Here is a 2,340-nt window from a genome sequence, read left to right on the forward strand (position 1 = left end):
TGCATAGCACGGTCTGGGCGACGCTGAGCTCGTATTCGCGGGGCGCCAGCTCGTAGTCGACGAACGTCCCCGGCAGGTCCGGTTCCCCGGCGTGCCCGGCGGCGATCGCAATCTCCGCTTCGCCCAGGCGGTTGCTCGGGGGCTGGGGCCGGGTCCGGTACTCGTCGAGGTGACGCCGCAGCTCGTCGGAGGAGTCGACGAGCTCGGAGAACTGCTGGCGCGACAGGACGAGGGCCGTCGTACCGGTGAGTGCGCGGGCCGTGAACTCCCAGGTCAGGTCCTCCTCGACCAGCACCTCGTCACCGTACTCCCCGGGGCCGAACCTGCCGACCTTGCCGTGCGCGATCAGGAACACCTGGTCGGCGGCCTGACCACCCTCCACCAGGACGTCCCCGGCGGCGAACTCCCGTTGGGCGAAGCGGTCCGCGAGCGCGTCGAGCACCTCGCCGTCGAAACCGCGCAGGGCGGGCAGCTCGCTGAGTTCGCGCGGAACGACCCGGACCTCGGATCCGGTGGTGGTGAACGTGAGGAGCCCGTCCCCGAGTATATAGGTCAGGCGGCGGTTGACCCGGTACACGCCGCCGGACGCCTGGACCCACGGCAGTACCCGCAGCAGCCACCGGGAGGTGATCTCCTGCATCTGCGGAACGGACTTGGTGGTCGTCGCGAGATTGCGCGCGGCCGCCGTGCCCAGACTCAGCCGGGGCTCTTCGCCGCCGGCATCCGTACCGGTCTGCACGGGTTCGGTCATGACAGACTCCACCTATCTCTGGTTTTCGCAGGGGCAGTTTTCCCACTGGGAGTGGGGGTTTGCACTGGGGATATGGGGGTTTTCCCGGAGTGCGGTTTTGATTGACTCGGCGCACGTGCAGGAGGCGCGGCCTGTGCACGGTCATAGGAATGTGCGGGCGTGACGGGCCCCGGCGGCTGGCGGCCGACCGCGGGTACATCGAACCGACACGAAATGCGGGACGTCGAAGTTCCGATACTGCGCTGGGTGAGTCTCGCCTTCCCTGAGTAGCGATGACATCGATGGGCGCTCCGTCGGTGTAACCCCCCATGGCGTCGAGTCAACAGTCGACATGCGCTTGTCTCGAACGGAACGCGCGTCGTCTCGCCGCGCATTGGAAGCCTCCCGCATCGATCACGCGGGCGGCAAGCACTTTGCGGAACCAATCAGATCTGGTCCGGGCAGACTGGCCTGCTCTAGTCCCTCGGGCCGGTCCGGCAACCACGCACCGTCAAGGGCGGCCGGGCGTTTTCTCGATCGTTTTCCCGGCGTCCCGACCGGCTGTCGGTACGCAGCGGACAGGCGTTCTGCCCGCCTTTTCTGCTGGTGGATCCAGTCCGCTGGTGGATCTAGCGCCGATCGGCGCCCGTGTCCCGGCTACGGTGATATCGGGTCGAAATCTGGTCCGGCTGTCGGTCGAGCGTTCGCGGAGCCCGCGCGCGAAATGCCTTCGGTGATATTAGATCGCGTGGCGGACCATAGCCAATTCTGCCGGGGAACCCGGGTCGGAGCGCCGTCGTCTCCCTCGAGTGCGGCGCGCGGATATTTCTTCACCCCCACGCCGGTGGACCGGAAACGTCACGGTGACGGGGACGGAGACGGCGCGTGGCGTCCCGCCGCTCCGGGCCCGTTGCAGCCGGCCCGCCCGCGGCAGATCCGGACCGGTTGCGGACTCCTCATGACACGCCATAGACGCTGGCTGCTTCGCCTGGTCAGGGCCTCGGCCCGGAATCGGGTCGGGTGCCCGCCCCGGGTCCGCAACCGCGGCCTGGTCCGATCATCCGCCGGATGCGGCGGCCCTGCGGCCCCGTCGGGGCCAAAGGCCTGGAGATTGCGGGACCTGTGGCCATTGCGGGACCTGTGGCCATAGCCGGAACGGTGTATCCGTCCGTCCGTCCGTCCGGTATGGCCGGCCGGGTGATCGACCCGACGCGCATCGTATTGAGCCGGTCCTGCCGACCGAGGGAGCCATTGCCTCCCGGCAACGGCGCCGGCCGAATCCCGCGATGCGAGGGGCATGCCTCGGCTGGTCGCCTTCGCTTCAAGCTTCGGCTCAAGCCTTGGCGCCGAGATTATCACTATACGTGTCTTTGGAAGGACATTAGCGTTATTCCATCGTACGCGCCGGTGCGGCGTGACCGGTGCTGCTTCACCGGACGGTGCAGGTGCTCCCGGGCGTCAACTCACCGTCATCGCGCCGACGGGTTACTAGGGCCTGTTTGGGAAGTATGTCCCGAGGCTGGCCGTGGATCTGATGGTGATTTTCGGATTGCATGATCCGTTGTGTGGTGCGGGGTGACCTGACGAACGAGCGGTGGGCTGTGCTGGAG

Annotated in this window: 1 protein-coding gene; it reads right to left on the minus strand. The window is 67.5% G+C overall.

The window, feature by feature from the left end:
* Window positions 1-751 (minus strand): cyclic nucleotide-binding domain-containing protein (locus tag ACY45C_RS11895; protein ID WP_462187680.1); only part of this gene is annotated, 751 nt, incomplete at its 3' end.
* Between the last annotated feature and the right edge of the window lie 1,589 nt (window positions 752-2,340).

This window comes from Frankia sp. CcWB2, assembly GCF_977927585.1.